The sequence below is a fragment of the Chloroflexus aurantiacus J-10-fl genome (assembly GCF_000018865.1).
In the GTDB taxonomy this organism is placed as follows: Bacteria; Chloroflexota; Chloroflexia; order Chloroflexales; family Chloroflexaceae; genus Chloroflexus; species Chloroflexus aurantiacus.
In genome coordinates this window covers 4,115,909-4,140,329 of record NC_010175.1, presented here as the reverse complement: position 1 = coordinate 4,140,329, position 24,421 = coordinate 4,115,909, and the positions used below count along the sequence as shown (strand labels likewise).

Sequence of the window (24,421 nt, the reverse complement as noted above, 5' to 3'; positions counted from 1 at the left end):
CCAGCCCCACCGGGGCTTTTACGTCGTGAGGGATGGCTTCAGCCCGCACAACCCGGTGGGATGGTTCCGGGCGCACTCTTGCCCGCGCTGGAGTGTCCCAATGCGGCAGAGGTTGTGTTAGCCCGGACATGCCGTCCGTCCCTAAGACATCAGCAGGGGAGAGGAACGACGGAACCTCTCCCCTGGAGCATACCTTTACTTGACGACCAACGGCAGGTTCACCCGATAGTTCACCTCTCCCAGCATTGTCACTCCCCAGCGCTGCGGTTCGTAGGCAACGCTTCCCCGCGGCCAGGCTGATCGGGTATCATGGGCAACCAGCATGCGCACAAATCGATCCCAACCCCCAAAGCGGTCAACCGCTATCTGCATTTCCGCACTCCAACTGGTGGTACCGGCACTTACCGCTCCGGTCACGCTCTGCGGGATCGGGTCGAAGACATCGTTCACACTGCCATTACCACGCCCACTGCGGACAACGCCATCGCGTTGGATCAGCATAATCAGGTCGTCCGCCTGTTGCAGTGCATCGGCACTGTTGTTGAGATCGAATTTCAAGATGGCTGCTTCCGTGGCACTTGTGCTGAGCGGTAGGCCGCTGAAGCAGGCATACAGGTACGCTCCTACGCGCACAAACCGCACCTGCGCCGCTGTTGCCGAGGGAGTGCCTTCATTGTAGCGGAGTGATACAGGGTGTGGATCGGCGTTGTAGGCAGCATCTTCACAGAAACCATCGACAACCGGTGCAGTACTATCATCGCTGATCCGTTTGGGTGAAACAGAGAATTGAATAGTATCCTCACCACTACCGCTATCGCTATCAGTTGCCTGGAGGCGAGCCGTGTAGAGGCCGGGCGGCAGGTTGAGCAGGGTTAACTGCCCGCCATCACCGGTAATACTGAGCGGGCCGGTAATTTGCCACTGCAATCGTGAGCCACTCAGAAAACCGTCTTCTGGATCGTAGGCCCGGCTCCGCAGGGTGATCGAGTCGCCCGGCGCAAATACAGGTCCGCCTTCCAGTAAGATCGACACCTCCGGTGTGCGACGTGCCACCGAGAACGCCGCAGATGTGGCAATCGCGGTATTCAAGCCGTCGGTGGTAATAACCTGCACACGTGCCGTGCCACCCGGTAAGCTGGCAATATCTACGTTGAGCGTATTGGCCGTCAGACCCTGAGCAATGACCGTCCAGGTGGTACCATTATCGGCACTGTAGCGCACCATATGATGCAGAACGCCACCATCCGGATCGCTGGCATTCCAGCTTACGGTCAGCGTGCGATTCACAGTACTGCCTGCGGTGGGCGCAGTAATCGACACTGTAGGCGGATTGGGGCTGACATTCAGCCCACCGATACTACTACCTCCCACCTGAACAATCTCGATCCGGGTAGGACGCTGCGTCAGATCGAGACGCTGGAAAAAGCCAATCAGATCCGGTTCCGATGTACCGGGCGCCAGATCACCGTCAGCCTCGGCAACACGCAACGGTCGGTCGGCGAGCAGTGTTGTGCCGTTGAATGCCCGAATACGATACTCAGAGCTTTCTACTGTACTGGCGTTGATCTGAGCAGTGACCTGGCTAAGCAGTGGTTCAGGCAACTGGAACGACTCGCGCATTTCAGCAACCGTCCCTGAAATGAAGCCGGTGACAATGAATGAGACGGTGGACTGAGCAATCGAAACATCTTCTCCGGTATCTGCGACCGCCAGGCTACGATTACTGATCTGGTTGAAGATGCCTTGCCAGGTATAATTCGATGTCCAGCGTGGTCGCGGAATATGATGCGCGTATGACATCAGATCGCCGGTTGTCTCTGGCAAGAGGAGACTCGGCGGTTGACCAAACCTGCGACTCAGACCGGAGTCGAAACCGAGAAACTCATTCGGGCCAGGAGTACCGATCTGGCAGGTCGGATGCGGATAGCTCCCATCAACACCATCAGGGGTTCCCACCGGACAGTTAATATGACCGCGACCATACGCATGAGCAATCTCATGCGCCAGGGTCACGCCACCACCCGGCACATTCTGGGCAAAATTACCATTAGGGTTCCAGAAGGTGAAAAACAGCACCGTGTCTTCAAGATTCATCCCATTGACTTCACGGTCGGGAAAATCCTGCGCCATCACGGTACGCAGCGTCCTGCCGCCATCGCTACACAGATTGCTATCGAAGAGAGTGTTGAGTTTGAGCAGGAAGAGCATCCATCCGCTATCGGCGTTGGTGCGCGACAGACCAAACGGATCGCTCTCAAAGAGATACCAGCGCGGTTTGCGCAATGGATCACCGCCACGCATAAAGACCCGCAGTTCATGCGTAGGTAACAACTGCTCTGCACGAACGAAGAAAGACTGGATGAAGCGCCGTGCCCCTTCATCGCGGGGCCATGCCGAAATGGTTACCCCACGCTCGGTGCTGACCGGTTTGATGTCCAGACAGATCGGGGCTTTCCGCACAAACGAGACCGTCCGTGACACTTCGTTATTAGTATAGTTGGTCTCAGTTTGCACACGGCGGGGATTGACGACAGCACGCAACTGTACTGTCCCATCTGCCCAGGAAGCCGGCAGGCGGAACCAGACCCCACTATTGATGTCGCGCCGATCAATGGTCGATCCCACACTACGCGCATTGCCGACGTAATACACCGGTTCAAGCGGCGAGTCGGGCAGCGGTGTACCACCGCGTGTCCCGTACAGCAGGACATTCGGCCATAGATCGACCGTAGCCCTGGACGGTGAACTACTGAGAATACGTGGGAAGACGCGCACAAACGTCTCCTTGCCACTTACCAGGGGCACATCGTTATTCGGGTTTTGAACTATCTGCACCACTTCCAGGCCCGTCACATCCAGATCAAGCGTCCAGGTCGAAGCATTGACCGGCAAACGGTACATTGTGCCGTTATTCCAGAAGAGGTAGCGGCCATTACTCGCCAGAGCCAGAGCAGCACCCTGGTTATCGGTAATTTGCTCTGGTGTACCACCACTTAACGCCAGCCGAAAGATAGGGCCAGTAGACCCACGCACCTCTTGCCAGTAGACATTCAGGTTGTCGACGGCAATGACCGGTGCTGTGGGGGTACCGGTGTTGCCCCGATTCGCCAGAGTCTCAACAGCGCTGGGATTGCTGCGCGGTGCACGTTTGATGACGAGGTTAGCGAGCCTCTCTGCCCAGTAGATATGAGAACTGCTAAGGGCATAGGAAGCAACACCGGCAATTCCAAGAAAGGTAGAGGTGAAGCCGGCACCGTCTGGAACAGTACGAAACAGGCTGCTGAAGAAGGTAGACACATAATACGCACCGCCAGAACCATCGGCGCGCAATTTCTCAAAATACCCTGCACCGAAGCCACTGATAGTACGTTCCGCCATCAGTTGTACTGCACCACCCGATTTTGGCATGCGAAACAACCGACCCGAAATCGGCGACGCAGTATTGCTCTCTATCCAGAAGATGTAGTTGGCGTCTACATCAATCTCGAAGCGCAGGGTTGAGGTGGTATACGTTGTGCTTCCGATCACCTCTGGCGTCGTCGTGGTTGTAGCGCTACGCGGTAAGCGTTTGATCTGGAAGTCGCTACCGATCCAGTATACATGTGTGTCGTCAACGGCGAGGTTCGATTTGATGAATGGTCCGGTATTGCCGGCATTGTGCAAGAGACGGGCAGTGCTTGTTGAAGGTGCGCCATTCGCAGTACGACTGGAGATTTGACAAGGATCAGGGAACTCTAACGTGGGTGAGCAGGATGGTGGCGATCCAGGCCAGAAGACAACGCTGTTGTGTAACGTTAACGGGAAATAGTATACGTCATCTGCCCAGGCGTCTGGAATGGTGGCAAGCGTGCCATTCACCGAACCGGTTTCCCCTTGTACCCCGTGCGATGCCGGCAGCGTATGCTGAGCAAAAGTCAATGACGCCGAGCTACTGATCAGGCTTATCGCAAGGATAAGATAGATGAGCTGTTTCATAGCAGATTCTCCTGGGTAAAGCAATTGCCGTCTACATCGTGGTTACTCAAGCATACCGAGGGTAGCGTCTACAAAGCGTCTACATGGCCGTGCATTTCATTTCGGCCATCCACTATCGCTTCAACACCCTGATGTAGATCGCTGACATCACCGGCAGATTCAAAATCTGCCTCACTCCATGGAAAGCCGTAAGGGCAGTGGGGCGGAGAGGCGGTAAATGAAAACCCTGACTCAGAACGTGGAAGGCCGGGATGGCCGGCCTGGTGGTGGGGTGTGAGGTCTGCCCTTGCTCTTATGCAATCCTCGCGGGGGCATCGTCAGGGAGAGCTTCAGACTCGTAGACTGAAGCTGGTGCTCTTGTGGAGTGATCATCTCATACTAACAGCGGCGGATCAGGCCAGACATCATTGTCGTAGGCGCACAGGATGGCGCGATTGAAGGTAAACACGGTACAGTACTGTTCCTGGTATTGTGCCGGCAGTTGATGTGTACTGCGCTGGAGACACTCCACCGCTGACTTCAAAGCTGCGACAGCTTCCGTCATGCGGCCCTGAGCACGCAGAATCTGGGCCCGTGCAAACCAGACTTGCTGCGGGTTCTCAATCTGCGGCACCCGAATCAGGTCTTCGACAGCATCCAGGCTATGCCTGTCAGCAGCGTCGATATCGCCGAGACGCAGACAGGCCATTGCCAGAAATGCCCGATCAATACTGACATCGAGATGCCCCTGTTCTGCCCGCAGCGCCAGGCCCTGCTCCATCATCTGGCGAGCTTCCACCAGCCGCCCCTGCTGGAGCAGCGCTGCGCCGAGGTTTGCCAGCGCTGCCGCCTGTTGAGCAGGCAGCGGAACGGCAACGGCCCGTTCATACGATTCACGCAGCCATACTTCAGCATCGGCACCACGACCACCCCATACCAGTGCTGCCCCGATGTTACTGGCGGCAACACACATCCCCCGGCCATCCTGGACACTTGCGAAGAGGTTGTACGCCTCACGGGCCATCGCTTCACCTTCAGCAAATGCGCCCAACCGTAGCAGCAGCGTCGCCATATTTACGCGACTGGCAGCCATACCCTGGCGCAGATCGATGGCGGCATAACCGGCATAGGCCCGTTGATAGGCTGCCAATGCCTCGTCATATTGATGTTGCCGCGCCAGCATCCGGGCAACCAGGACAGCGGCGGCAGCTTCTCGATCAGGCATACCACGTTGAGCAAAGAGGCGCTGTGCTTCCTGGGCGTAGAGCAACGCTTGCGTGAAGTTGTTACGGAGCGCAGCAATTGTCCCCAGTTGAAGCATGACCTGTGGCAGTAAAGGTGATGTCGGCTCAGACAACTGTACTGCCCGTTTGAGCGCACCCTCTACCGCCGCAGTGCGCTCGCGCATCTGTTCAACATCGGCATACGTACACCAGTAGCGAATCTGAGCATCGCGATCCTGGTGCTGCACGATCTGTTCCGTCTGACGGAGAACGTCCTCGGCTTCGCTCCATTTCTGCTGATGAGCGAGGGCACGAGCAAGTGAGCACAGAATAGCGCTATCACGATGCAAGGTGTGAGCCGCAGCCCGTTGCAACGCATCAACTGCTTCCTGCCAGCGATTACACACCAGGGCATAGCGACCACGGCGCTGGTAAACCTCAATCCACCATTCGGGATGATCGGGAGTCTGGCTGACAAGTTGTTCAAGCGCGTCAAGGGCCATCTGTTGTTCTGAACGTAACCCATAGTCGTGCGTTATGGTTTCTTGCTCACACAACAGATCAAACAGTGTCGGCCGCTCTTGGGCCAGGCCCAGACCACGCTGAACCGCATACAACGCTGCGTCGCGCACACAGATCGCGTGGGCACGGCGAGCAGCCTGAAGCCACATCCGGGCAGCTTCTTCCGGTTGAGCAGCCGCTTCCAAATGGTAGGCAATACGTGCCGGTTCTACATTCACCTGACGCAGCCATAATGCGGTTTGCCGATGCAGTTGCTGACGGCGCACCGGATTGAGCTGCGCAAGGATGGCCGCGCGAATTTCTGGATGGGCGATAAAGTAGTGGGTCTCGGTTGTACCAATCCAATTGAGTTGCTGAAAATATGTACAGGCTTCCTCAACCTCATCGCCGGTACAGCCACTCACCTGTTGAATAAGCAGGCCACTTCCACAGCAGATCACAGCCAGCACCTCAACAATACGCCGTAGGGCAGCATCACACATCTGCAACTGGAGATGGACTGCCTCCGCAAGCGATGAAGGTGGTGTAACCGAAGCGGGAGCCATTGTGATGGCGCGTAAGATTTCACGAATCGCCAACGGTTCGCCATGCGTTTGCTGCCAGAGTTGCTTACCGGCAGAAACACTCAGTCCTGCATCCTGCGCCAGACGGAGCACCGCCTGTTGATCGATGGGCGGAATGGTAAATGAACGCAGGCGATCAGGCATGCCTGAGTCGGCGATGATCTTCTTGATCGTACTATCATCACGACAGGTGACGAGCAGTGACACTTTGATAGCGGATAGGGAGCGGATAAACCAGGCAAACGCTTCTGTAGAAAGCGGATCGGTCTGATCAACGTCTTCCAGAACGATAAGAACAGGATCGGTACCAATGAGCGCCTGAAATGCACGCGGTATTGCCTGCAACAGCCGGCGATATGCCAGATGCGGCACCGTTTCCGAAGGAGCACGAAATGGGAGTAAGCGCGAAAAGATCGCCCGTAGTTCGGGTAACAAACGCACAACCTCGTTCATCCAGGGATCGGGTGGTGCCGCAGCCTGCATTGTGGTGAATGGCTGATTGAGCCGGTGACGCAAGGCCACATTAAACACATCGCTGACCATTCCGAAGGGGATGTACGTATCGAGCTGCTGCGCACTGGCCGTCCATATCTGTACCTCTGGCATCGCGCCCCGGATCGTCTCCAGTACCTGCCGTACCAGATAACTCTTCCCACTGCCGGCTGCCCCTTGTATGCAAACAACCTGCGGCGTGCCGGTCAATCCCTCACGCAACGGTGTCAGGAGTTCCGTCAGCGCCGGAAGATGAGTTATGCCTAAACCCGGTGGCCATTGACGCCGACTCACATCTCTCCTGCTGGTTTGGTATTTATGGTCACGGAACGCAAGATGATAAACATCCTCAATCTGATCATTCAAAATCGCCTGATACAACGCCGAGGTCATGGCTTCCGGATCAAGCCCCAATTCCTCGCGGAGCAACGCTGTGCAGTATGCAAATTGATGAATCGCATCGGCACGTCGTCCGGTGCGGGCGCAGAGCCACATCAATTTGCGGTGTAGCGCTTCGGAGAGCGGATCAAGTGCCAACGCATGCTCGGCTGCTGTGATCGCCCGTTCAAAATGAGCAATCGCGGTGTAACCATCAACCAGACGCCGCCATACATCGAGGTGAAGACGCGCAAAGCGTTCGCGCTGCTGCAATACCCAGTGTTCAAACTCTGTCGACTCGATGCGTTCTAACCCACTCAGCAATGGCCCGGTGTAAAGCTGCGTTGCTTGCTCGGCAACTCGAATACTCTCGCGATCAGGTAGTTCTGCAACCTGACCGGCCAACTGGACGAAGACACAGGCATCGATGTAACACTGGCTGGTATCGAGGGAAAGGATCTCGGCTTTTCCCCCGGGTTCATCACGCAACACGTTATCGGCGAGGGGACCAATCGCCTGACGCAGGTGCCAGAGCGAGCGACGCAGACGTTGCCGGCCAACCGGTTGGGGCACATCCGGCCAGAGAACATAGATCAGCTCATCACGGGTAACCGAGCGCTCGCTCAAGGCCAGCATTGCCATAATTGCCAGCGGTTGACGGCGCCGGAAGTGAATGTCGCGTTGATTGAAACGTAGACGTGGAACGCCGAATAAGCGAAATTCAATGATCGGTGCTGCATTCATAGATGTCTGGTACGTATTTCTGGAACTGATCCGGACGCCCAGTCATGCGAAATACGTTTTCACTTGCAAGCGCTGATATAACAAATCGATACTATCATTATAGCGATGTAGTCTATCGGCAGTATGACAATAAATTGACAACCATGACTGCATGGCTACACCTTCCTGTGAGGTGTCCGAATACTCCCAACATCCGCTCGCGTTTTCCGCTTGACACACACCCCGCTCCCTGTTAGCATAAACTACGTTTGCAGTCTTCATAAAGCGCTGGGAGCGTCTGGGATGGATCTGTCCGAACTACTACGGCGCGGCGTTGCCGAAGTGATCGTCGAGAGCGAACTACGCGCTCGCTTGCAAAGTGGAACGCCGCTGAGGCTAAAACAGGGCTTTGATCCCACCAAGCCCGATATGCACATCGGCCATGCCGTTGGTCTGCGCAAATTGCGTGCTTTCCAGGAATTGGGGCACCAGGTGGTGTTGATTGTTGGTGATTGGACGGCACAAATCGGCGATCCGAGCGGTCGCGACGAAACCCGTACCCGCCTGTCGGCTGCTGAAGTACGGGCCAACGCCGAGACCTACATGGAGCAGTTTTTCCGCGTGGTTGATCGCCAACGCACCGAGGTGCGCTGGCAGAGTGAATGGTTTGGGCAATTCACGCTGGAGCATGCCCTCGATCTGGCCGGTCGCTTCACCCTGGCCCAAATGCTGGCCCACGAAACGTTCCGTAAGCGGTATGAAACCGGTGCGCCACTGACCATCCTCGAATTGATGTATCCAATGCTTCAGGCGTATGACTCGGTGGCGATCAAGGCCGATGTAGAATTCGGTGGTACCGACCAGAAATTCAATATCCTCGCCGGTCGTGAATTGATGGCGCAACTGGGTATGACCCCGCAACAGGTGTTCCTCGTGCCGCTCATTCCCGGCACCGATGGCCGTAAGATGTCGAAGACGTTTAATAACACGGTTGATATTCGGATGCCGCCATCGGAAATGTATGGTCGCATTATGTCAATGAGCGACGAGGTATTACCTCTCTATTTTGAAGTGCTGACCGATGTGCCGCTGGCAGAGATAGACGAGATGAAGCTGGCAATGGCCGCCGGGCAGGTCAATCCACGCGATCTGAAAATGCGGCTGGCGCGTGAGATTGTGGCGCAGTTCCACGACCCGGCTGCTGCCGCTGCCGCCGAAGCTGCCTTCGTTCGTCAATTCGTTGAGCGCGAGATTCCAGAGGATATTCCAACGTTTACCCTCACAGCACCGAGCGGGATAGTTGAGGTGTTGGTCGCCAGCGGTCTCGCCCCTAGCAAGAGTGAGGCGCGCCGCCTGATTGACGGTGGTGGCGTGCGGGTTGACGGTGAACGGGTTGAGGACTACGCCCTAACCCTGTCGCCCGGTGCTAATGTCGTGGTACAGGTTGGTCGCCGTAAGTTTGTGCGCGTTGTGTAGGGGCAGGTTGTTTATCCTGCCCCTTTTGCTTCCTGGCATTGCTGTATGCCACGCTGTATCAGCACGCTGTCGCGTGCGATGATAGCCCGAAACCCCGCATCAGTTGTGGCCCAATCTACAATATCAACCTTCCAGGGTAAATCGGAATCGGTGAAATCTTCGGCCAGGCCCGCCAGCACGTCAAGCGCAAGCGGTTCATCGGTCATAATGACCAGATCAAGATCGGAGTACCGTCTGGCCCGACCTTGCACCCGTGAACCGAAGGCCCGGACATCGTAGTGGGGAACGTGTTTACGCAGAATCGCGCATACGATAGCCAGATGCTCCGGTTGAACCTCAATCGTTTGTCTGTTCATTCCGTCTATCCAGAGCTTTCAATACTACTTGCGCTTCGGCAAGTAGTTCACCTGCATGTTGACATACCATCAACGCTTTCGCACTGTCGTATGTGTGAGAAGTCATATTACGCAACAAGCGATAGCGAAACCAGGCTTCGACATCGGTGATGAGACCCTTTTCGGCCGCTGTACGGATGAAGTTACGAAAATTACTGACATCAACCTCTTCTGGAAAAGCAGCATCCAGTTCAAGCCGCCGCCGTATCATCTTGATACACAATTCGTACACGAACTCGAAGTTTTGCACGACACCGGCCATGATGGTCTGCTGAACCTCCGCGCTCTGCGCATCGAACCACGACCGATCATTCACGATACGCAGCGCAGCATCGAGGGCTTGAATCACGCGAACCAGTGAGGATAGGTCGAGAAGCATTGCGATATTCCTCTCGAAAACGCAAGGCTATTCGTCGCCTGTGGCACACCGGCGCAGACCAACTCCCTACACTGGCTCAGCCTGCGTCGTCAGTACCACTAGCAGCATGCCCTGCCCAACCGAAACGCGCGCCGGCAGGTTATTGATAACATTGCTCACGCCACGTGCCCGGTCATGGTAAAGCGTTCCATTCGTAAGCGGATAGGCCAGTCCTGCGGTCGTGATACCGTGGGCATCGCCGCCAAACGGCAGCAACGAGACGGTATCACCTACGAGGCCGGGGATGATACTCTCACGATCCACCAGCCAAATTTGTTGCGGAACGTCGAGCAGACGAACCCGGCGGCCACGCAGCTCCGGCATCCCCAACAACATGACGTTCGCCAGCGATTGATCCCAACGTCCACCCAGTGCCCCGATCACGTCGATCCGGGTCGCACCCATAGCGGCTGCGGCCAGCAACGCCAGTTCGAGATCGGTCTCGTCTTTGTCGGGGCGATGCCGTTCAATCGCGACCCCTTGTGCCTGATACGCAGTCAGCGCTTCCGCAGCAATTGAGTCGAGATCACCAATGATCACGTGCGGCGTGTAGCCGCCGGCAAACAGGGCAGTACCGCCGCCATCTGCGGCAATCAGCCGGTCGGCAAGCGTCAGCAACCGCTGGTACGGCGTGAGATCAATCGCCGGTGCATTTGCTACAATCACTGTGTACGTCATCACAGGCCTCTACTCAACAAGGCGGCTACCCCAAACCCGATAATCACCAACCCTGACACCAGATTGATCACCCGCAACACCGGCACGGTCACCCGCCCGCGTACCAGCGCAACCCCACTGCTCAACAACGTCCACCAGAGCGCCGAGCCGAAGGCAACCCCGGCAACCAGCGTCATCCCGTTGAGCCAGTTACCGGCAGTACCCAGGCCCAAACCGGCAAAGATAACGGTGAAGATCAAGATGGTCGCCGGGTTGGTCAGTGTAAGAAAGAAGGTTGAGAGATATGCGCCAAGCAAGCCTCGCCGGGTGATGGTCGGTTGGGCAATAACCGGGTCAGGTCGGGCAAGCATGATTGTCAGGCCGATCCAGATCAAGGCGATACCACCTGCAAGCTGAAGCAGGGAACTTAGCCCAAGCAGGATCAGGCTCATCGCCTGTAAACCCAGCGCGGCAATACTGCCGTAGAGCGCATCCGCCGTGGCAGCGCCTAACCCGCTGATGAAACCGGTTAATCGCCCGTCGGTTATCGTGCGCCTGATACAGAGCAAGCCAATCGGCCCGACCGGTGCCGCAATCGCCAGCCCAAACAAAAGACCGCGAACGAATAACTCAAGCATTGCAGATATCCTCTCCGGTGCATGACATGATATGCGATCCAGGCTGTTCTTGTTGGCGCAAAACCATGTATACTGAAGAAACGAGTTCATCATACCATGAGAGAAGAGGCTTGCTATGCCTGAACTGCGCCGTGTGGCCCTCTTTACGAATGAGTACCCACCGTATATTTATGGCGGAGCCGGTGTCCACGTCGAGTATCTGAGCCAGGCGCTTAGCCGGATGGTACCGGTTGAAGTTCGTTGCTTTGGCGACCAACACGTTGACACAGCCAACCTGAAGGTGCGCGGCTATCCCCGCTGGGAAGAGGCACGCCAGAATACCGATCCCCGCTTTGCCGGTGCGGTCGACGCAGTTGCCCGCTCGCTGGCGATGGCAAAAGATACGCTCGACGCCAGCGTGGTTCATTGTCATACCTGGTACACCGACCTGGCGGGTCTGTTCGCCAGCAAGCTATGGGGGATTCCCTACGTATTAACCATCCACTCGCTCGAACCATTACGCCCCTGGAAGGTTGAACAACTGGGCAACGCCTACCATCTTAGCTCGTGGATCGAACGCACGGCGATTGAGCAGGCCCATGCCGTGATCGCCGTTTCCAAAGAGACCCGCGCCGATATTCTGCGCCTGTTTAATATCAATCCAGAGCGTGTCCACGTCATCTACAACGGGATCGATCTCAACGAGTACCGGAAAACCAGCGCAACCGATGCCCTTGAACGGTACGGCGTTGATCCAACCCGCCCCTTCGTGCTCTTCGTCGGACGGATTACGCGCCAGAAAGGGATTATCCATCTGGTGAATGCCATCCCGCACATCGACCCGACAGCGCAAATCGTGCTCTGCGCCGGCGCTCCTGATACGAAAGAGATCGGGATCGAGATGGAGGAACGGGTCGCCGCCGTGAGCGCCCACCGTCCCGGTGTGATCTGGATTCGCGAGATGCTTCCCCGCCAGGATGTGATTCAATTCTACTCGCACGCCGCCGTCTTCTGTTGTCCGAGTGTGTACGAGCCGTTCGGCATTATCAATCTTGAGGCGATGGCCTGTGAGACGGCTGTGGTGGCTTCGGCGGTCGGTGGTATCAAAGAGGTTGTCATTCCTGAAGAGACGGGGTTGCTGGTCGATCCCAATCTTAAGCCGGGCAGTTTCGATCCCGTCGATCCCGCCGCATTCTCGGCAGATCTGGCGGCTGCGATCAATCGTCTGCTGGCCAATCCCGACCTGCGTTATCAGTTCGGTCAGGCTGGTCGGCGTCGGGTCGAACAGGTATTTAGCTGGGACGCAATTGCCCGCCAGACGATTGAGTTGTATCAGGCGGTGATTGAGTCGTTCGCGGGTTGAAGGGGGAAGGGTAGGAGATAGGAGATAGGAAATAGGAGTTAGGAAAGAGGAGGTAGGATGCAGAAGAGTGTGTATCCTACTCCCAGGCTGCCGGTATAGTAGCGGGGATGGCTGCTGATCATCTGCGGTACCATCACGCACTGGATTATGTACCTTGCCCGCTCGTTGTGCGCGTGTTGCGAAGTTTGGAGTGCGGCAGCCATGCTGCCGCACCAGCCGTACACACGATATGGCGCGTGTCACGTCGTTGATCCGGATGGACACGAGGATGGTGTGTGCTTGTCACGATTACGGAACCGGTAGGCAATGAATGAGATACCTTCTCGTAGATGTTTTTTGAAATAGGCTCTAGCCTGCTCCCAGGCTGCCGGTATAGTAACGGGGATGGCTGCTGACCATCTGCGGTGCCATCACGCACTGGATTATGTACCTTGCCCGCTCGTTGTGCGCGTATTGCGAAGTTTGGAGTGCGGCAGCATGGCTGCCGCACCAGCCGTGCTTCGTACCAGGTGCGTGTTACGCTGTTGACCGTGCTGGTCACGTGGATGCCACATCAGAACTCTTTCCACGGCCAGTGGCGCGTGGAAGCTACGCTACCGCACCAACTGTGCTCTTGACTGTCATCTCTGGTTAGCGTTCGGTCATCTATATCCTGACCGGTTCATCGTGTCGCCGGTATGGTGTGCCGCAGCCACACTGCCGCACCCGCCGTGATCTTGACTGTCATCTCTGATGCAGTGCCCGGTCGTGTGTCGCCGACCGGTAATGTGTAATAACTACCATCACCGGCTTCACCGACCAATGCAGCAATCTCGCCAATGATCAACTCTCCCACACCACTCCACCCATCATACTGATCGTCAACCACAATCGCCTGCAATGCCAGTGGTGCATCGGGACGCCGATTGCCCTCACCAGAAACATACCCATACTGGAGCGCCCGATACCCGATTGGCGCCGATAAAACCTGATCCGCTTCCGGGCCAATCATCCCAACGGTCAGCGCGAAACGTTCACCCTCGGCGTCGCGTACCCAAAGACGCAGATGATGCGCACTGCCATCGCCAGACAGACGCACCATCAATGCTCTGGTATGGGCAGGCAGTGCGATTGGTTCCCGCAGCTCAAAGGCGACGTAATCATTGGCGCGGGTGGTGAACCGATACGCAATATGCAAGCCGTCCTGTGCTTGCCGGATCGATCCATTTGGTTGGGCGGGACGTTGCCATGCCACCTGCCGATCAAGCAGGTGAATGGTCGTCACTGGCATAGCTGCGTCCACCGTGGGCATAGATGCTGCCAGATCGCGCAGGGCAGCCGCTACCGGCTTGGCGCGACTGAAATCGGCCCGTCCGCTGCCATACGCGAACAAGCCATACGTGTTGTGCGGATCATCTTTCAGCGCGTACCAGAAAACATGGCTGACTCCGCCCTGCCAGAGGGCATAGTACGCCTGCGGCAAATAGGCCGCCTGTTGCGCAGCATCAATCAGCGCCAGCGGATCGCGGTCGCTCGCCCCACTTGCCCAGCCAACTTCAGTTGCCCATACCGGTTTCCAGCCATAGCGCGCGGCAATAGCTCTCACCCCATCAGCCGCAGCGATCAGGTTGCCTTCTACCGGGTTCAGCGGATCGACATAGGGATGGATGGCAATGACATCAAAGGCATGCCAGCCCCCATAGGCTGCAATCGCCCGCAGAAAACTGGTCTCAAACGGATTAATCCCTCCCAGCACAATCGTCGCCGTTGGATCAATTGCCCGGATCGTCCGTGCTGTTGCGGTCAACAGGCGCGTATACTGCTCAGGATCGGGAGCCGGTCGCCAAAATAACGCCTGATCCGGCTCATTCCAGACCTGCCAGTGTTTCACGACGTGCCGGTAACGTTGCACAACCGCTGCCACATACGCCACAAATGCGGCCTCGTCTGGGGCAGCAAACGAGATATGGTTGGGATGATCGGTAGGATCGGGCGTGGCCCATCCGACTGCCGGCCCCAACACAGCCAGTACCTGCAAGCGCTGCCGGTGCAATGCCGAGAGTGCGGCATCGCTGAATGTCCAATCCCAGGTGGCGGGATCGGGCTGAATCCGGTGCCAGTGTAAATCTTCGCGCACCCATTGCACACCGAGATCAGCCAGGATCGCCGCCGGAATTGGCATTGTAGCCGAATCGGGGTAACGGGTAGTGAGATGGCTGTTGATCCCAACTGCACGCGACTCCGCCAGGGCGCGGATTGCAAATGGTTGTGTAACCCGATCATGCGGGATGAGCGCGTCAGCACACAACAACCCGGCAACCAGGCACAGCAATACCAGACGACAGGGGCCGGTCAATTGTCGCATAAAGGGTCTCAACAATAACGTTTGGGATGCTGCCAGACGGTAGTCCTGTTACATCATACCAGTTGCGCACAACTCGAACACAACCACCCGTCGGACTACGGTACCATATCCTCACGCGAAATTCGATAACGGGTCATCTTACGCCAGAGGGTGGCCCGACTGATCCCCAACAACGCGGCTGCCCGGCCTAACCGCCCGCCCGCTGCCCGCCCGGCCCGTAAGATGGCGTCTCGTTCACTCAACTCCTGGGTTTCGGCCAGACGTGGGCTGTCAGAGATGAGTAACGGTGTGGTGTGGCGAGCAATGGCCGGGGGCAAATCCGACACCGTGAGCACACTCTTGGCGTTCGTCTGTACCATCTGCTCCAGCACCACTTCCAGTTCACGGACATTCCCCGGCCACGGATACGTCCGCAACGCAGCTAACGCATCTGGATCGAGCGCCACTTGTCGCCCGAACTGTTCACTCAACCGCCGGATCATATGATTAGCCAGCAGGATAATATCGTCGCCACGCTGCCGCAGCGGTGGAATATCAACCACAAACGCACTCAGGCGGGCGTACAGATCGGCGCGAAAACGACCCTCTTCCACCAGTTGCTCAAGACCATGACCGGTGGTAATCACCCGCACATCAACCGGTATCGGGCGCGCTCCACCGGTACGGATCACCCGTCCCATCTCTATCACCCGCAGCAGACTGGTCTGTTGATCGAACGAGAGGGCATCGATAGCTTCGAGATACAATACGCCTCCATGGGCCAGCTCCAGCTTCCCAGGGCGTCCAGGCTGACGATCCGTCCCCTCCACCCCAAATAACTCGCTATCAATCAACTGGCGAGGAATTGCCGCACACGAGACGCGAATGAACGGGCCGCCGGCGCGACTACTGGCATTGTGGATCGCCTGGGCAAAAATCTCCTTGCCGACACCGGCTTCACCTCGCAACAAAATTGCCCCCCGACCGGCAGCCGCCAGCCGCGCCTGGCGCATTGCCTGCCGCATACTCTCACTCTGACCAACAATATCACGAAACGTAAATGCCGCCCGTGCCCCGACCACTTGTTGGACGAGTTGACGCACACTTTCAGTTGGTCGCAGCGTGATCACACTGCCCAGGTAGCGACGGCTGCGATCCCACACCGGGCGCACCCCACAGATAACCGCCTGTGCTCCGGTCGGTGTTTGCCAGATCACCTCTTGCTCTTCGAGCGTACTGAGTTGCTGGAGCGCAGCGGCAATTGCAGGTGGCGGTGAAATCACACTGGTCAGCGGGCGCCCGGCAGCCGAGCGGACATTGATACCCAGAATGCTGGCGACACGCCGACTCAAGCGCCGGATTTCCCCGTTAGGGCCAACAAAGATCAACCCTTCGTTGATCGTATCAAGCGTCGCGTAGAGTTCGGTAAGCTGATCGTTCGCTTCGTTCAGTAACCGTTCAGCACGTAATTGACTATGAAATGCCTGCGCTGCCGCGATAACCATTCCAAGCGCATACGGATGCCGCTCTTCGGCCAGGCTGAGGATGGCTAGCGCACCTAATGCCCGACCATCAGGGCTAAAAATCGGTGCCGCAGCCAGCGCAAACGATTGTAACCACTGACAGTAGTGGTCATCACCGGCGGTCTGACAGGGCAGAGCTTCGCGCAAAGCCAGATCAACTGCATTAGTACCGGCATACTCCTCGGCCAGCGTGATCCCATATCCAATCCCATACTGCTGCGCCTGCGCCATAATGGCGCTATCCCCGGCCATATCGATGATCGTTCCCTGATCATCACAAATGACCACCACAAAACCGGGATGGTCACTAAGTTGATACAAATCTTCTATTGACGAACGAACCAGGGCTTGCAGATGGCTCCACCCACTCAGATTAATCATCCCGGTTTGCGGTGCACACGTCGGGTCTAGCCCACGTGCCTGACAACGTGCCCACGAACGCTGAATCGGTGGGATGGATGGTGTCGCCATGGATAACCTCGTGCTACTATTCGGCTATCAATATTATAGCCATTTTTGCCTGTACATCATCCACGACGGCGTGCTATCGCTCACGCAGCAACAATACAATGAATGACTGTACCTTCTCGCGTGCACAGCGTCGCCCTGCCCTGGGAGCGATCCCCGGTATCGTTTTGGGCAAGATACGTCTGACAGACCGACGATTTGGCGAGCCGGCGAAATAAAACGCTGCCCCAATGCCGGAAAGTGCTGATCTTGTGATAAATTCTACTATTTCTGCTAGTACGAGTTGCAGATACTGCCGGATTCGCATATTATAGGCATTCGAAGCGATTGTATTCGAGGTTACGCATGCAAACAACGCTCAATCAGATGCCAACACCACTAGCCATCGGGCTTATCATTCTTGGACTTATCGTTATTCTGCTGGTCGTCATCCTGATTCGTCGCCGTCGTTCTGCTCAGCAATCGGCACCTGAACTGGAACTTCCTCCGGCAACGCCGATTGATTACACGGCGGTACCGCTGGAAGAACCACAAAGCTGGCAAGATCGACTGCGTAATCTCTCCCTGGCAGCCAAAATCCTCTTTGTGCTGATCCCGGTATTGCTGTGTCTGGGAATTGGGATACTGGTATTGAGCTTAAATAACGATCAGACTGCCGGCCCACCACCAACACCCACACCTTCACCGGTACCGGTCACCATTACGATAGAAGATGCAGCCATTGTCCGTGCCGATCCGCTGACCATCGGGGTGCGAGTGCGTAGTACCGGTCTGCCTGATGACAGTGAGTTGCAAGTTGAACTACGCGCCGACGGACAACCACTGAGCTGGATCGATCCTGCTCAGACCATTCGTATTCGCCGCGACCGGGGTGATTTGCGCACCGAAAAACTCCCTGATGGCGATCCAACACCGCGTGGACGACGCTATACCGTCGTCGTCAGCACACCAGACGGTAGCGTAAGCGCTGAAGCCGAGCTGGAGGTGCTGGCAAACTTCGAGTCCGCCTTCTATGGGGAAACAGGTGGCGTGGCAGAGGCACCTTCACCTACCGTATCACCAACGGCCACTCAGCCTCCGGCAGCGCAGACAACCCCAACTCCACCGCCGTCGCCAACGGCAACCCCAACCCCAACGTTGCCTACCGGTCAACCGGTCGCCGTCACCAATGGTGGGAATGTGCGCAGTTTGCCGTACACGGGTATTGACAACGTGATCGGCGGGATCAACGCCGGTGAACAGGTCCAAATCCTGGCCCGTACTCCCAATGCCCAATGGTATTATGTACGCACTGTTCGCGATGAAATAGGTTGGGTCAGCGTAACCCTCATTGCCGTCACCGACCTGATCGCTGCCGAAACACCGGTAGCCAATGTCGTGACGGTCTTTGTCAGCGGTCCGCTCTACCTGGCTGCCGATCCGGCCAGTGCGCAAATTGATCGGGTTGAGGTCAATGAGGTGGTCGAGTTGTTTGAGCGCACCGCCGACGGCACCTGGTATCGAGTACGCAATGTTCGTGACCGTGAGGGTTGGGTACAGGCAAGCCTGCTAGGCATTCCCGACGATGTTGCAGCGCAGGTGCCGGTGACACAATGACAGGCATTGAACTACAACAACCCATTACCGACGTGCCGCTCATCTTCTTCGATGTTGAGACGACCGGGCTTGAGATTCAGGCCGGTCATCGCATCTGCGAAGTGGCCATGCTCCGCTGGGAGCATGGCCAGGAGGTGGGCAGGATTAATACGTTAATTAATCCCGAACGCGAACTCGATCCGCAGGCAGCCCAAATTAACGGTCTTCAGCCGGCAGAACTGAACAATGCGCCTTTATTTACCGACATTGCGCCACAGGTTGTTCAACTCAGTCAGAATGCGGTGCGTATCGCCCACAACCTTCCCTTCGACGAGTCCTTTTTGAATATGGAACTGTGTCGGGCCGGTTATCCACCCTTTACCGGCCCGGCGCTCGACACCCTCGAACTGGCCCGACGCCTCGGTATCCGTCGCGGTTCACTGAGCCTGGCGGCACTGGCCACGACGTTCGGCCTGCCGGCACCCACCCATCGGGCAATGGATGACGTGTTGACCCTACGCGCACTCTTTGATCATTTCGTCAATGAAATGATTAGCTTCGGTATCATAACCCTGGGTGATGTTCTCCGTTTTGCGCGTGGTCTGCGCCCCAATGACCCTGAACCGGAAGCCCCGCCGCCACTGGCTGCTGCACTGGCTACCGGTTCTACCCTGCGTATTATGTATACTTCTAATAGCAATCCCCACCCCCTCGAACGCCGCATTCGTCCGATTGAGCTGGTTGTCGAGCCTAACGGTATCAGTGTGCGCGCCTTCTGCTACCTGCGTAACGATATTCGCAATTTTCTCCTCTCACGCATTAGCGCGTATTTGCCCGACACGCAGCCAGAGTGACCAGCTCAAACGAACAATAAGATCATTTATCACATGTTTTTTCAGAATCAGTCCAAAGAGGGGGTTGACTCTGATACTCCAACAGTGCTATAGTAGCGTTAGTTACGTCTAATGGGGTGCCACGTTTGCGTCCCTCTATCGCGGTGACAGCTTGGGGTTTGAGGGCCTTCTCTCAACCCCATTCCTTTGCCGAAGCAACAGGGAGTACGCGACGTGTAAGGCCCGGCGTTTCAGTAGTGTCGCTGTGGCCTTTCAATATTCCTGAAGACGAAAAAACCGATTGCAGCAGCCCGCCGTCTCATCAACGGCCTAGTGATGGTCGTCACGCCAGCCTGACGCCATCAACAGAGTACTGGTTGAACGATGTTGAGCAAAGCTACACCGGAGTCAGAGGCAATGATCGAGCAATTGCTCGCCGCAGCTCGTGTGCGTGGCTACATCACCCACGCCGACATTCTTGCTACTTTTCCAAACCCAGAGCACGACATTGCTGAGATCGATCAGCTTTATGCGATGCTGCAAGCTGAAGGGATCAAAGTAATCGAGTCAAGTGATGAACTCGATGGCCCGACCGATTTTGAACCTGATCCAGATGCTGATCTCATTGCTGATTTGCCTGATTTGGGCGATATTGCATTTGATGACCCGGTTCGCATGTACTTGCAAGAGATCGGGCAGGTACCGTTGCTGACTGCCGAACAAGAGGTTGAACTGGCAAAAGCAATGGAAGCAGGTGCTGCTGCTCGCCAGCGCCTTGATCGCGAAGAATACACCTCGGCCCGCGAGCGGTTCGAGCTTGAACGGGCAGTCCAGCAGGGACAGGATGCCCGCCATCATCTCATTCAGGCTAATCTGCGCCTGGTCGTCAGTATTGCCAAGAAGTACACGTCCTACGGCCTGACGATGATGGATCTCGTCCAAGAGGGAAATATTGGCCTGATGCGGGCAGTTGAGAAATTTGATTACAAAAAGGGGCATAAGTTTAGCACTTACGCAACGTGGTGGATCCGTCAGGCGATTACTCGTGCGATTGCCGATCAGAGCCGCACGATCCGTCTCCCCGTCCATATGGGTGAGGCAATTAGTCAGGTGAAGCGCACGTCTCATCGCCTCCAGCAGACGATGCAGCGTGAGCCAACGCCGGAAGAGATCGCCGATGCAATGGGTATCTCTGCTGGTAAAGTACGGCGCACGCTTGAGGCGAGCATGCATCCCCTTTCCCTGGAGATGCCGGTCGGGCAAGAGGGTGAAGGACGGATGGGCGATTTTATTGAGGATGATCGTATTTCCACTCCCGCCGAAGCGGCTGCTGCCTCGTTGCTGCGCGAGCAGCTCGAAGAGGTTTTGATGAAGCTGCCCGAACGCGAGCGGAAGATCATTCAATTGCGCTACGGTCTCAAAGACGGTCGTTACCGCACGCTCGAAGAGGTCGGTATCGAGTTTGGGATTACCCGCGAGCGCATTCGCCAGATTGAAGCAGTTGCCCTTCGCAAGCTCCGCCATCCCCATCTCGGTAAGAAGCTCCGCGGCTATCTGGATTAAGCTCTTTATCGCTTGTGTGTAAGCCTTAATAGCCCCCGTGACGATTGCACGGGGGCTAGTATGTACCTGTGACTGTTATGCAACGCCTCGATGAAGCACAACGTCCGCTCGATGTAGCAATGGTCGTGATCGCTGCACTTAGCTGGGGAACTATTGGGGTCGCGGTTGGCTGGCTCTACCGCTTAACGGAAACCAATTCCCTCTCAATTGGCTTTTTACGATTGCTCCTCTCGGCACCAGTGCTCCTGATAACCGCCCGCCTCCTGGCCGGACAACAGGCATTCCGCATTCAACCGCGCCATCGCTGGACACTGGGGTTGATCGGTGGTGCCTTTGCCGGCTATCAGGTCGCCTATTTTGCCGCCATTCCCTACCTCGGCGTGGCAGCGGCTGTGCTGATTAACATCTGTAGCGCGCCGATCTTTACCGCGCTCCTGGCGCGTGCGTTCCTCGGCGAGCGACTACGACCTGCGACCTGGCTGGCAATTGGCGGTGCCGTAGTCGGTGCCGGTCTCCTGGTTGGTGGTGCGCCCCAGGTGGAATCCACTGTCGATCTGCTGATCGGGACGGCGCTGGCCCTCACTGCCGGCTTCTCGTACAGTCTAGTCGTGCTTGGCGCACGCCTGATTGCCGCCGATTACCATCCAGTTGTGCCGGTTGCCCTATCCTTCACGCTGGGTGCCATCCTGCTGCTGCCGGCAGCACTCTCCACCGGCCTGGTGGTTGATTATCCCGTGCAGGGCTGGCTGGTGCTGATCTACCTCAGCATCGTACCTACGGCCATCGCGTATGCACTGTACGTGCGCGGCATGCGCAGTGTGCGCGCGACCACTGCGGCCACCATTACGCTCCTCGAACCACTTGGCTCGGCGCTGCTGGCGATTCTCCTCCTCGGCGAACGCTTTACCGCTACCGGCATTGTCGGAGCCATCCTTCTCATTGCCAGCATCGCCATCATTGCGCGCAAATAGGGGCGAAGTACGCTTCGCCCCTATCCCCTGTACGGTTATGCCTCTTCACTCCGGACAATCCGCCGCTCATCACTGGTAGCCCCGTTGTTTGACGCCAGGAAGGTCTTGAGCATATCAATCGGCAGCGGGAAGATAATCGTACTGTTCTTCTCGGTAGCGATCTCGGTCAACGTCTGCAAATAGCGCAACTGCAACGTCGTCGGTTCACTGGCCAGCACTCGCGCTGCCTCCGCAAGTGTACGCGACGCCTGCAACTCACCATCGGCGTGGATCAGCTTGGCCCGCTTCTCACGCTCGGCTTCGGCCTGACGCGCCATCGCCCGCTGCATGTTCTGCGGCAGCTCCACGTCCTTCACCTCCACAATCGTCACCTTAATCCCCCACGGCTCGGTCTGCTCGTCAATAATCTGCTGCAACTTCTGATTAATCTTCTCGCGTTGCGCCAGCAATTCGTCAAGCTCGACCTGACCAACAACACTGCGGAGCGTCGTCTGCGCGATTTGCATTGTCGCCCGGATATAGTCCATCACCTTTGTCACTGCCCAGTTCGGATTGATCACCTGGAAATAGAGCACCGCATTCACCTTAATCGTGACGTTGTCAAGTGTAATCACCTCCTGAACCGGCACGTCCATCGTGATCACCCGCATATCTACCCGTACCATCCGCTCGAACACCGGAATCACAAAGAAGATACCCGGCCCTCGCGGCCCCATCAACCGACCCAGACGGAAGATCACCCCACGCTCATATTCAGGCACAATTTTGATTGCCGACAACAGAATCATCAGGGCAATAAAGGCAAGTACCGCCAGACAGGCCAGTACAAAGAACGTTGCACTTCCCATAGTCCTGCTCCTTTCTATCCCAAGCTTGTGATAAGAGTCATGACACGCCACACTCACAATTGTGGCGGCGAAGATTCGCCGGTATCAATCCGCCGCACCGTCAACCGCAGAGCATAGATACCGGTGACGCGCACAAATTCACCTTCCTCAGCAGTTCCATTTTCGCATACCGCCCGCCAGAGCGCACCTTCCACGAAGACCATACCCTCTGGATCGAGCCGTTTGCGCACCTCAGCTAACCGACCGATCAGACCCTCTTGACCGGTCGTGACCGGACGGTTCCGGGAACGTAACGCCAGCCAGACCCCACTAATCGCAAAGATTGCAATCAACACTGCCACCAGAATGACCGCCCACAAGGCTACCGTAACCCCAGGTGCCTGTACTTGATCGAAGAGCGTTAATGAGCTGGCGATCATAATGCCCACCCCAATGACTGTCAACGTACCATGCGATGGCACAAAGAGATCCGCCGCTACCAGACCAAAGGCGATAAGAATACCCAACACACTGAGCCACTGCACCGGCAAGGCAATCATGCCCACAATCGCGCCGGCCAGCAAGATCACACCTAAACCGGCCAGAATACCAACAGTTGGACTGAGAAACTCTGCATAAAAAGCCAGCCCGGCCATAATCAACAGGATAAAGACAACGGTCGGGTTGGCCAGAACCAGCAAAACTGCCTCGATAAGATTCACTTCAACGACCCGTGGCCGTCCCCCAAGCGTTGCCAGTGTGACCTGAGAGCCATCAGCGAGGGTAATGACACGTCCTTCCAGCCGCAGCAGAAGCTCGTCTACATCACGCGCAACAATGTCGATGATCGGCGGTGAACCCTCGATAGCCTGCGCTGCGGTTGCAATAAATCCACTGCGTAAGGCAACATCAGCCCAACTCACATCCCGTTGACGGGCTGCACCCCATTCTTCAAACTGCTGTAATTGCTCGTTAAGCAAAAGTTCCTGGGTCGTTTCGCTCACCCCCATTGCAGGGACGAACAACGGTGCCGCAATCCCAAACTGGCTCTCTGGAGCCATTGCCGCAACATGCGCCGCCGCCAGTAACCACGTTCCGGCAGCACCGGCATCGTGACCGGCTGGACTGATAAACACAACAACCGGCACCTTCGCTTCGGCAATCTCTCCCGCCAGCGTGCGTGCCTCTTGCATAACCGCACCACGTGGCGTAAGCTGGACAATCAGCGCCTGGGCATTCGCCGCCTCCGCCTCACGCAGCGCACGGCGAAGATACCCGGCAGCATAGCTACTCAGCACGCCATCGTACTCGACGAAATAAATCGGTTGTACCGATTGAGCTGCCACACCGGTTGCCAACAGCATCCATAGCAGCCCAACGAGCATTAACCGGTATATCCAGGTCACCAATCCTCGATCAGTGGTGTTGCCATCAAGGTGTAAACGGCCTTGTCTGAAACAGTATCTCATATAGACGTACAAACCTGATCTAAACGCGATACTGCCATCATACCGTGACTATCGCTAACCGGCAAGCAAGGATAGTACTAAGGGCTGG

The 24,421-nt window shown here is 56.6% G+C and carries 16 protein-coding genes; 6 read left to right on the top strand and 10 right to left on the bottom strand.

The genetic code is table 11. The features are described 5' to 3' along the window. Window positions 1-195 precede the first annotated feature (195 nt). Window positions 196-3,975 (bottom strand): Ig-like domain-containing protein, encoded by a 3,780-nt coding sequence (locus CAUR_RS16200; RefSeq protein ID WP_012258932.1) that lies wholly within the window; start codon window positions 3,973-3,975, stop codon window positions 196-198. Between the two features lie 373 nt (window positions 3,976-4,348). Next, window positions 4,349-7,876 (bottom strand): ATP-binding protein, encoded by a 3,528-nt coding sequence (locus tag CAUR_RS16195; RefSeq protein ID WP_012258931.1) that lies wholly within the window; start codon window positions 7,874-7,876, stop codon window positions 4,349-4,351. A gap of 282 nt (window positions 7,877-8,158) precedes the next feature. On the opposite strand from CAUR_RS16195, the gene tyrS reads away from it, so the two are divergent. Further along, the gene (gene tyrS, locus CAUR_RS16190) at window positions 8,159-9,331 is read left to right on the top strand and encodes a tyrosine--tRNA ligase (RefSeq protein ID WP_012258930.1); all 1,173 of its coding nucleotides are present in this window, start codon (window positions 8,159-8,161) and stop codon (window positions 9,329-9,331) included. An 11-nt stretch (window positions 9,332-9,342) separates the two neighbouring features. Here tyrS and CAUR_RS16185 read toward each other — a convergent pair whose 3' ends face one another. The 4 genes from CAUR_RS16185 to CAUR_RS16170 form a co-directional block, all read right to left on the bottom strand. Beyond that, complete coding sequence (locus tag CAUR_RS16185) at window positions 9,343-9,687, bottom strand: nucleotidyltransferase family protein (protein ID WP_012258929.1); 345 nt, start codon at window positions 9,685-9,687, stop codon at window positions 9,343-9,345. After that, complete coding sequence (locus CAUR_RS16180) at window positions 9,668-10,105, bottom strand: HI0074 family nucleotidyltransferase substrate-binding subunit (RefSeq protein ID WP_012258928.1); 438 nt, start codon at window positions 10,103-10,105, stop codon at window positions 9,668-9,670. The genes CAUR_RS16185 and CAUR_RS16180 overlap by 20 nt, the downstream gene beginning before the upstream one ends. 66 nt (window positions 10,106-10,171) lie before the next feature. Continuing rightward, window positions 10,172-10,822 carry a thiamine diphosphokinase gene (locus CAUR_RS16175; protein ID WP_012258927.1) on the bottom strand — a complete coding sequence of 217 codons (651 nt, stop codon included), beginning with the start codon at window positions 10,820-10,822 and terminating at the stop codon, window positions 10,172-10,174. Next, complete coding sequence (locus tag CAUR_RS16170; RefSeq protein ID WP_012258926.1) at window positions 10,822-11,439, bottom strand: LysE/ArgO family amino acid transporter; 618 nt, start codon at window positions 11,437-11,439, stop codon at window positions 10,822-10,824. Before CAUR_RS16170 ends, CAUR_RS16175 begins: the two co-directional genes overlap by 1 nt. A 115-nt stretch (window positions 11,440-11,554) precedes the next feature. Here CAUR_RS16170 and glgA point away from each other — a divergent pair, with 115 nt between their 5' ends. After that, on the top strand, window positions 11,555-12,781 hold the full coding sequence (glgA, locus tag CAUR_RS16165) for a glycogen synthase (RefSeq protein ID WP_012258925.1): 1,227 nt from the start codon (window positions 11,555-11,557) through the stop codon (window positions 12,779-12,781). Window positions 12,782-13,442: 661 nt separating this feature from the next. On the opposite strand, the gene CAUR_RS16160 is transcribed toward glgA, so the two are convergent. Both CAUR_RS16160 and CAUR_RS16155 read right to left on the bottom strand, forming a co-directional pair. Continuing rightward, window positions 13,443-15,125 (bottom strand): glycoside hydrolase 5 family protein, encoded by a 1,683-nt coding sequence (locus tag CAUR_RS16160; protein WP_012258924.1) that lies wholly within the window; start codon window positions 15,123-15,125, stop codon window positions 13,443-13,445. Between the two features lie 95 nt (window positions 15,126-15,220). Continuing rightward, the gene (locus CAUR_RS16155) at window positions 15,221-17,098 is read right to left on the bottom strand and encodes a sigma-54-dependent Fis family transcriptional regulator (protein ID WP_012258923.1); all 1,878 of its coding nucleotides are present in this window, start codon (window positions 17,096-17,098) and stop codon (window positions 15,221-15,223) included. Between the two features lie 342 nt (window positions 17,099-17,440). Here CAUR_RS16155 and CAUR_RS16150 point away from each other — a divergent pair, with 342 nt between their 5' ends. From CAUR_RS16150 to CAUR_RS16135, 4 genes are all read left to right on the top strand, one after another. Next, window positions 17,441-18,691 carry an SH3 domain-containing protein gene (locus CAUR_RS16150; RefSeq protein ID WP_012258922.1) on the top strand — a complete coding sequence of 417 codons (1,251 nt, stop codon included), beginning with the start codon at window positions 17,441-17,443 and terminating at the stop codon, window positions 18,689-18,691. Then, entirely contained in the window at window positions 18,688-19,524 is an 837-nt protein-coding gene (locus CAUR_RS16145) for a 3'-5' exonuclease (protein ID WP_012258921.1), read from the top strand. The genes CAUR_RS16150 and CAUR_RS16145 overlap by 4 nt, the downstream gene beginning before the upstream one ends. 396 nt (window positions 19,525-19,920) lie before the next feature. After that, on the top strand, window positions 19,921-21,066 hold the full coding sequence (gene rpoD, locus CAUR_RS16140; RefSeq protein ID WP_012258920.1) for an RNA polymerase sigma factor RpoD: 1,146 nt from the start codon (window positions 19,921-19,923) through the stop codon (window positions 21,064-21,066). Window positions 21,067-21,143: 77 nt separating this feature from the next. After that, on the top strand, window positions 21,144-22,037 hold the full coding sequence (locus CAUR_RS16135) for a DMT family transporter (RefSeq protein WP_012258919.1): 894 nt from the start codon (window positions 21,144-21,146) through the stop codon (window positions 22,035-22,037). 35 nt (window positions 22,038-22,072) lie between these two features. Here the strand turns inward: CAUR_RS16135 and CAUR_RS16130 are convergent, their stop codons facing one another. Continuing rightward, a complete protein-coding gene (locus CAUR_RS16130; protein ID WP_012258918.1) occupies window positions 22,073-22,885 on the bottom strand; it encodes a slipin family protein in 813 nt (270 codons plus the stop codon). A gap of 53 nt (window positions 22,886-22,938) precedes the next feature. Continuing rightward, window positions 22,939-24,270, bottom strand: coding sequence for an NfeD family protein (locus tag CAUR_RS16125; protein WP_242604946.1), 1,332 nt, complete (start codon window positions 24,268-24,270; stop codon window positions 22,939-22,941). Window positions 24,271-24,421: the final 151 nt, after the last annotated feature.

Bases quoted from the DNA above. Each gene is read 5' to 3' on its own strand.
- CAUR_RS16180 (WP_012258928.1), bottom strand. From the start codon at position 10,105: ATGCTTCTCGACCTATCCTCACTGGTTCGCGTGATTCAAGCCCTCGAT.
- tyrS (WP_012258930.1), top strand. From the start codon at position 8,159: ATGGATCTGTCCGAACTACTACGGCGCGGCGTTGCCGAAGTGATCGTC.
- CAUR_RS16150 (WP_012258922.1), top strand. From the start codon at position 17,441: ATGCAAACAACGCTCAATCAGATGCCAACACCACTAGCCATCGGGCTT.
- CAUR_RS16130 (WP_012258918.1), bottom strand. From the start codon at position 22,885: ATGGGAAGTGCAACGTTCTTTGTACTGGCCTGTCTGGCGGTACTTGCC.
- CAUR_RS16135 (WP_012258919.1), top strand. From the start codon at position 21,144: ATGCAACGCCTCGATGAAGCACAACGTCCGCTCGATGTAGCAATGGTC.
- CAUR_RS16160 (WP_012258924.1), bottom strand. From the start codon at position 15,125: ATGCGACAATTGACCGGCCCCTGTCGTCTGGTATTGCTGTGCCTGGTT.
- CAUR_RS16195 (WP_012258931.1), bottom strand. From the start codon at position 7,876: ATGAATGCAGCACCGATCATTGAATTTCGCTTATTCGGCGTTCCACGT.
- CAUR_RS16145 (WP_012258921.1), top strand. From the start codon at position 18,688: ATGACAGGCATTGAACTACAACAACCCATTACCGACGTGCCGCTCATC.
- rpoD (WP_012258920.1), top strand. From the start codon at position 19,921: ATGATCGAGCAATTGCTCGCCGCAGCTCGTGTGCGTGGCTACATCACC.
- CAUR_RS16200 (WP_012258932.1), bottom strand. From the start codon at position 3,975: ATGAAACAGCTCATCTATCTTATCCTTGCGATAAGCCTGATCAGTAGC.
- CAUR_RS16185 (WP_012258929.1), bottom strand. From the start codon at position 9,687: ATGAACAGACAAACGATTGAGGTTCAACCGGAGCATCTGGCTATCGTA.
- CAUR_RS16175 (WP_012258927.1), bottom strand. From the start codon at position 10,822: ATGACGTACACAGTGATTGTAGCAAATGCACCGGCGATTGATCTCACG.
- glgA (WP_012258925.1), top strand. From the start codon at position 11,555: ATGCCTGAACTGCGCCGTGTGGCCCTCTTTACGAATGAGTACCCACCG.
- CAUR_RS16170 (WP_012258926.1), bottom strand. From the start codon at position 11,439: ATGCTTGAGTTATTCGTTCGCGGTCTTTTGTTTGGGCTGGCGATTGCG.
- CAUR_RS16155 (WP_012258923.1), bottom strand. From the start codon at position 17,098: ATGGCGACACCATCCATCCCACCGATTCAGCGTTCGTGGGCACGTTGT.